3 protein-coding genes are annotated in these 8070 nt (G+C 56.6%); all 3 read right to left on the bottom strand.

Going from position 1 to position 8070, the window contains the following annotated elements; translation table 11 throughout:
• A partial coding sequence (locus Q0216_RS08615; protein ID WP_298594553.1) for an FtsK/SpoIIIE domain-containing protein occupies positions 1 to 4298 on the bottom strand: 4298 nt, incomplete at its 3' end.
• A 119-nt stretch (positions 4299 to 4417) separates the two neighbouring features.
• Positions 4418 to 5695: a molecular chaperone Hsp90 gene (locus tag Q0216_RS08610; RefSeq protein ID WP_298594551.1), complete on the bottom strand. Its 1278-nt coding sequence runs from the start codon at positions 5693 to 5695 to the stop codon at positions 4418 to 4420.
• 149 nt (positions 5696 to 5844) lie between these two features.
• The coding region (locus Q0216_RS08605; protein WP_298594550.1) for a chitinase at positions 5845 to 8070 on the bottom strand (2226 nt) is incomplete at its 5' end.

The following is an 8070-nucleotide window of genomic DNA, read 5'->3' as shown; positions in this document are numbered from 1 at the left end:
CTCAGCTGAACCGGGGCGCGCCTCGGAATAGAACCGAACATGTCCATATCCGTATCAACATTCGGCTGAACCACAGCACCAGTACGGAACTTACGAATAGCCTTCGTCCAATGGCTATACAAAGGACGCAAATCAGTCGGCTTACCCGTAGCAATAATGTGAACGTCCGGGAAGTCACCCTTCACGATGGCATCAAAAACGTTCATCGGGTCATCTACACGGTCACCGTCATCAATCAGCAACAGCACAGGGCCCGCGGCATCCTGCAACGCCGCCTGCACCTGAGCAGAAGCATTCTTGCTCTCAAACACCCGGTCAAAAACGCCCTCCGGCGCATTTACCAGACCGGAACGCTGATCAAAGACAGCCCAAACTTCCGGAACCTCAGCGGCATCCATGCGTGCATTCTCCGCTGCGACAGCGTCACCGGATGCCAACGCCGCAGACACCGCCTGCTCCGCCGCAGCCCTCGCCCGAGAAACCAGACGAGCAAACGCAACCAGCAGAGAAGACTTACCAGAACGCGGATTACCCGCAACCATGGCGTGCTCACCCTCATACAGCTCGAAAGCACAAGCCTCCAACGTAGCCTCCGCAATACCCACAGGGATACGCCACAGGCTCGGAGAAAACTCAGCAGCAGGCATGCTCTCCCACGAAACCCACGACGGCAGCTGACCAATCACATCACGCTTAGCAGGAGCCTGCGGGAAGCGCTCACGAATCATAGAGACAGCCTCCTCCACGCCAACAGCGGGAGTAGCCACCTGCATCTGACGCAGACGCTTCGGGTCAACACAACGCCCAGGAACCGCAGCCGGAACATTCGTACCGCGAATACCATGCGAGGAATAATCGTGGACATCGCTCAGCTGGAAGAACCACGTCTGCAACGAAGCATCAAGAATCTGCGACGGGATATTCTTCGCACGGCTGGTCGACACCACGCAGTGAATACCAACAGCAGGACCATCCGCATACACGCGGTAGAAATTCGCCAACAAATCCATGCTCACAGCGTCAGAGAACTCATCACGCAGCGTCGCAAAACCATCCAAAACAATGAAAAGCGGCTTACGGCGTGACGCATCAGCACGGCGAGCATCAAGCTCCGACTTCACAAAACGCAAGAAACGAGCCTGACGCTCCCTAGCGCCCTGACCGGTACCCACAGCAGAAACAACATGCGGCAAAGAACCCAACGGCAACAAGCCATCAGCGCCCATATCCACCAGAACAATATCGATGTCCTCCGGCGAATAATGCTGAGCCAAACCCAACACTACAGACTGAATCGTTGTAGTCGTACCACTACCGGCAACACCCACCAACAGCAGGTTGCTCATCTCAATATTCCAGCCCATAGGCACCTGACGCTGCAGCTCAGGCTCATCACCCAAAGTGCACATCAGAACACCGTCCCGGACGCCACCCACAGTGGGAAGATCCGGGTCCGGGAAGCCACGCACACCAAAATCAGCCAAATCAACATACGAACCCAACGGCTCAGGCCACACCTTACGAGGAGCAACCGCACCACGAGCCGCATGAGCTGCCACAACAGCATCAATCAGCAGATCCAGGTCATTAGCATCACTCGACGACACCTTCGGACGCGCACGCTCCGAACGAGGAATACCGATACTATCGGTCGCACGAACCTCCAGAGAGGTCACCTCCTCAGTGCCGCTCTGGCCCGTTACCAGGGCAGTCTGCACCGGCGAAATATCGTTCTGACCCAGCTTCACATAGGCGCGGCCCATCTGCGAACGCGAAATCTCCGAAGCATCCGGAACACCAATCACGTTCGAAGAATCCTCACGGCTCTGCACACGCAACGCCACACGCAAGTTCGTATTCGCCAGGATGTCGTCATTCACCACGCCGGCAGGACGCTGAGTCGCCAGGATCATGTGCACACCCAGGGTACGACCCACCGCACCAATGCTCACCAGCGACGACAGGACATCCGGGAAGTCCTTCGCCAGCATCGCGAACTCGTCAATCACCAGCAGCAGGCGAGGCATCGGCTCCGGCGGGTTCGTCGCCAAATAATCCTTAATGTTGTCCACACCCTCACCAGCAGCCGCAAACAGGCGCTGACGACGGTCCATCTCCGCCTCCAACGACTCAATGGCGCGGTGAGCCAGCTGAGCGTCCAAGTTGCTCAAAGTACCAATCGTATGCGGCAGACGCTCACACGTCTTAAACGCCGCACCACCCTTAAAGTCAACCAGAATAAAGTTCAAACGGCTCGGATCATGGTGCGCAGCCAAACCCGCCACCAACGAACGCAAAAACTCACTCTTACCCGAACCAGTGGTACCACCCACCAGACCGTGAGGGCCGTCCTTCACCAAGTCCAGCGTGAACGCGCCAGAATCACCCACACCAATCTCAGTACTAAAACCATTAGCCTGCGACCAAAACGCCTCAATATCCTCAGCACCCGGAGGGGTCGGCAAACCAACCAGCTCAGGCAGCTTCACCAGCTGCGGCAAACCACCACCCAACAGCAGACGCTCAGGGTCCTCATGATGCGCCAAAGTACGCGCCACATGAAGAGCATCCTCAGCGCTCACACCGGCGAGCACACCATCAGTCACCGTGTAACGGCGGCGAGGCTCCGAATAGGTGATAGAAGCCTCCTCGCCAATCTCCACGACCGAAGTACACGACGCAGGAAGACGATCAACAGAAGAAGCCAACACAATACCGGCAACACGGCGAGCGCCCGCAGCGGCAGTCTTATTCGCCATCAGACGCACTTCATCGCCATACGCCAAAAGGTCGCGTGCCGGCGACTCACGGCCCTCAGTGAGGGTATCCGAATCAACGACCACGCACAGGCCGCGGGTCGGAAGAGACTCAATATCATGGTAAAGAGAACGCAACATCTGATCCGATTGCTCCTTACCAGAAGCAAACCAACGCATCTGCTGGTTCTGCGCCATATGCATATGCGGAAGCCACGACGTCCACACCCAGTCCTGCGAACGTGCCGAATCAGCGCAGACCGCAATCGTCATATCAGCAGGACCCGTATGGGTCGCCGCCTGCAGTACTAGGCAACGTGCCAGGGCAAGAGACTGCTCACGCGAACCCACAATACCGATAGTACCGCCCTCACGCAGGTCAGCAACCAGCGGGGCATCCCACAGGGTATTGTGCTCAAGAATATGCTGAACCTCAGGCTCAGGATTACTCGGCTTCGTCAGCTCAGGAGCCCAATGAATATGCCCAGTACCCACATGGAAAGTCAACAGGTCAGGGCTGGTGCTCCGGCGACGCCACAACGTCATCGCAGGAAGAAGCGCCCGCAGCAGAACTGCATCCGGTGCCGGGGCAAGGTCGTGAAGACGCTCAATTTCCTCACGGTTACTCAGAGCGATACGTTCCTTAAACTTCTCCATTTCCTGCTCAAAACGCACACGCTCCTTCACCTTATCCTTAGCGTGACGACGCTTCTGCTCCACCCACATGCCAATACTCAGAATGGGGCTGAGCATCGCGAAAAGGGCGTAACGAATCTCCTGCATAATGGCGACCATTGCCGCCGCCATAATAATCGGGCCCACCGCCATCGCAATATTGAACTTTGGCGGGTCAGAGACATTCTTGCGGGTAGGCGCCTCCACCTTCTCAGGGGCGCTCAACGCGCCCTGACGCGGCGGACGGTTAAACGGTGCAGTACCTGACGCGCTCACATTCGGGGCGCTACCGGGGCGAGGCGCAGCCTTCTCCTGAGGAGCAGGCCGCAGGGTCAGAATACAATCACCAACATGGATAGTTGTGCTCTCAGAAACAGTCAGACCCTCCTCAGGGATTTTCTGACCGTCCACAAAACTACCGTTCGTAGAACCCGGATCAGTGATACGCACCTTCTGAGTATTCGTCGACTCATCATGAACCACCTGCAGGTGCAGATGCTCCCACGACGCGCTCGCCGTGGGAAGCACAATGTCGGCGTACGGGGAACGACCCGCCACCAGAGGACGCGAAGAGGGGATAGGGTGCGGCAGGGTAACCGTCGAACCGCCGCTCAAACAGACGCTCCAGCCCTGCACCAGGGAAGGGTAGGAGAGTGGTGCCCTAGAGATGCGCATACCTTCCATCGGCTTGACCTCTGCCAGGGTGGAGGATGCCGTCACCGGGCGGTTATCGCAATACAGCGGCTCGTCTGCGGGCAGGGAGGGGCCACCGGTCGCCTGGATGAGATCAGCGATGGTCGTCTCAGGCTGCCAGGAGTCTAGTTCATAGCTCCCGTTATGCTCTTCAAGATCAAGGAAAAAGCGCATAAGGTGTTCTCCAAAATAGATAAATCGTGAGCCCTGCTGGTGAACGGACTAGGAGGGAAACCCCGAAAGCCGGGGTGTGTTGGGCTGGCTCTGTACGGATGAGGCTTTGCTCGGAAAAGCTAGTCGCGAGATTCTGAGGTGAACGTGCGAAGCATCCACACCGGCGGATTCACCGCATCCGTTGAGGAAGACCCACCCTGAATCATCGAAGCGTCCGCGGTCGGGTACAGAAGACCCACCTGCCCGCCGGCGGCGTAAGAAGATGAAAAATCCAACGGATACGCGACCGTAGAATCTTTAGCGTCCAGCCGGAGAGTTCCTAGAACCCGTCGAACTGCCTCAGGAGTGTATTCACGAACCTGGCTTGTGGCATACGCAAAAGCCAAGAGTGCGTTATGGGAGGGAGCATCCGCCCACGCTGCCGATTTCGAGAACGACTGTTCGCCTGACAAATCCTTAAGCGAAGAATCGTTCTTCATACGCTCAACCGTTGACACAAATGCCGAAGAAGCACGACCGGCATCATCAGCACTCAACGCCGCAGCACGTGCCTGCATGCGCCCCACAACGCGAATATTGTCGGTCAGGGAACCACCGTTCTCCAGAAGAAGACGCATAAAAGGCTCCGTCAACGCTTCCTCACCCGCAATCACCGGAGAAGTAATACCCGCCCTCTGAAGAGAACGAAGCACCTTCGCCTGAGTCGACGCCGAACCCGTCAAAACCAGAACAGGAGAAGAGCCCGAAGACTTGTCCCCCAGAAGACGCGTCAGCTCCTTGAGAGTGTCCTTCATGCTGTCTTCATCAGCAGAAACCTGAACGCGATTCGTATAGGGAAGGTCAGGTGCAGAGCCCTCGCCCGCATCCAACAGGATGGTGTGCACACCATCAAGCTGCTGCGAAGAACCCGTGCTAGACACACCGGCAAGCGAACGAATAGCAGCCGTATAGACCTGCTTCTCCTGCTCAGGGTCCAGAGCAAAACTCCACACCCCATCGCCAGCATCTACCCGGTCATACGCCTCAATCACCGCAACATTGCGTTCCTTAGCGGCAGCCGTAGCACCCCGAAGATGCTCACCCCGAGAGACAAGCACAATACCCAAAGCACCCTCAGACGAGAGCTTCTCTACCGCCTCACGGGCACCCTGCTCCGTTCCCTTATCGTTCGCATAAAGAACCTTCACAGAAGAATTACCCAGAGCCAGACGGTACTGCGCAACACGGGCACCCTGAGCATTCAGACGCCACGCAGACCCCTCAGCATCATCACCAAAAGTAGCGACAACACCAATAACAGGCTCACGACCAGACGCAGGAAGAGAAATAGCCTGCTGAACCGTCACCGCAGACGCAGGGTTCGTACCCGTACCAAGCGGCAAAGGCTGAGGCGTCACAGCGCGCACGCCATACCAGATCCCCACCACCGCAAGGCTAAACAGCACACACAGACTGACACACCACACCACGGTGCGCTGAGTGAGCCGCCTGCCCTCGCGGCGGTGAGGACCTGAATCAGAGCCCAAATGAGGGGAAAACCCCACGGCTAATCGCCAATCTGGAAGGTGTACACCGTCTTCACCTCTGCACTGCCAGCATTCGACAGATGGAAGGTCGGCAGCGAACGCAGACGCTGCAGTGATGCCTTGAACTGCGCCTGACGCTTCTGCAGAGCAGCAATATCCTCAGAACGGAGGTTCGTGTAACCCTGAGCATTCTGCATCGCCAAAGCAAGCTGGTAATCAGCCGCACCAGCCTTCGCGCTATTGCTCTTGAGCGCGCCCAAGAGGCCAGCACCCTCAGCGTTGCTATCACCCAAATCAAGCATGAGCTTCGACAGGTCGTTATTCAGCTGAACGGATGCACCAGCCAAATCTCGGGTAGCGTTCTCAGCGCGGGTGTTCAGCGCAACCAGAGAACGTTCAGTCACCGAATCCAGAGACTGACGCAGACCCTCAATACGATCATTCATATCCTTGTGCTGAACCTCGATGGATTCACCAGCCACCTGAACCACAGTATTCGCGGTATCAGTAATGCCAGCAATCGAAGCAGAGAACGCCTCCTTAGCAGCCGAAGCGCTAGAAGAACCATCGCTCGAAACCTTACGAATCTCCTCGCTAATCATGTTCGTCAGGCTCTCACGAGTCTCATCGGCAGAGTCCTTGAATGCTTCCTTAATAGCGGTGGAGAGGTCAGCCTGCATGTTCGTCATATCCTCAAGGTTCTTACCCAAAGCATTGACGGCATCCGAAGCCGAATGGATACGGTCACGCAGAGAAACCTTAGCTTCATCAGCAGGTTCTTCCTTCTTCTCCGCATCCGGGTTCTGTGCGTTTGCGGCATCGTTCAGGGTCTTCTCAACCTCGCCCAGGGCACCATCTACCGCGTTCACGGCATCGTTAAGGTCCTTGGCGTCGCGAGCCAGACCCTCCTTGGGGTCATCCATCGAAGTAGCGGCAAGAACCTCATCCCACGCAGCTACCGCGGCAGCAATACGCTGATCCATCGGAGTACGTGCTGCCGGGGTGTTCGACGTGTAGGTACGCTCGTTCGCGTTCTCCACCGTAATGACGCGAGTATTACCTTCCGTAGCAGTAGGCTCAGCGGAAGGCGCCTCAGAAGAGGGAGCGGCGGAAGGAGCCTCAACCTTCTTCGACGGCTCCTCAGAAGGAGCCTCAGAAGCAGATTCAGACGGTGCAGGGCTAGGAGCCTCAGAGGACGGGGCAGCAGACGGCGAAGCCGCGCCACCACAAGAAGAAGCCGTCAGGTATCCACGCAGATGCTCAACCTGCTCAGCAGACAGAGAACCGCCACGCTCAGTAGACAGAGCACAAAGCTGCTCCGCCAGTTCCTTATTCTGAGCACTCATAGAACCAGAACCATCCACCAGCTCCGCACGAGCAGAAGCCGCACGAGAATGAACGTTCTTGATGCTCTCAATCAGACGACTCGACGTTTCCTTCATCTGATTCACACTCTGACGAGCCGCACTAACCTTCTCACTCAAAGAACGCACAGCATCACCATCAAGAGAAGACGGGTCCTTCTCCACCTGCTCAACAAGCTCATCCATCTGACGCTTCAACGCCGAATAGTTGTTGTTCGCACCCTTCAAATATTCCGGCTGCAGGTGATCCACAATCTTCTCACCGGTAGTAACCAGCGCAATCAAAGAACTCTGCACCGTCACCGACGCACCAAACAGGGCACAGGTCACCGAACCGTTAGAAGAGCAAGTCTCAGCGGTCGGGTGCTCCGGGCCAACAATCTCACGAATCGAAGCCGTAAGATCCTGCTGACAATCCGAACTTGCCTCCGCATACGCATTCAGAACAGCAGACAGCTGAACCAAATTACCGTACACGCTACGGCTATTCGCACCCTCCTCACGATTCACGACGCAACGACCGCCGCTATGCGAAACAGACACATTGGGGCGCGCCGTCGTATCACCCAACATCGAGTGAAGAGCAGAAACAGTACGCTCCAACTGAGAAATCAGCTGAGAGTTATTAGTACGCGAAGCCTCAGAAAGATCCTTCTGCAGGCTCTCAATATTCGCCTGTAGACCCTGCATAGTCTTCGTCAACGATTCATTCTGAGTCTTCAGATGCTCGGCAGTGTCCTTACCCAAAGTCGCAGACGTATCATCCAGGCTCTGACGCACCTGAGCAACCTGCGAACTAGCGCTAGTCAACGTCGTATTAACCTCGTTGACCGTATCAATAGTGCGCTGCAGAAGCGCCACCTGAGACGCATCCTGAGAGGT

Source organism: uncultured Rothia sp. (assembly GCF_937976295.1).
GTDB lineage: Bacteria > Actinomycetota > Actinomycetes > Actinomycetales > Micrococcaceae > Rothia.
Note: the sequence above shows the minus strand (reverse complement) of the source record. Positions and strands in the feature narration are given on the sequence as shown.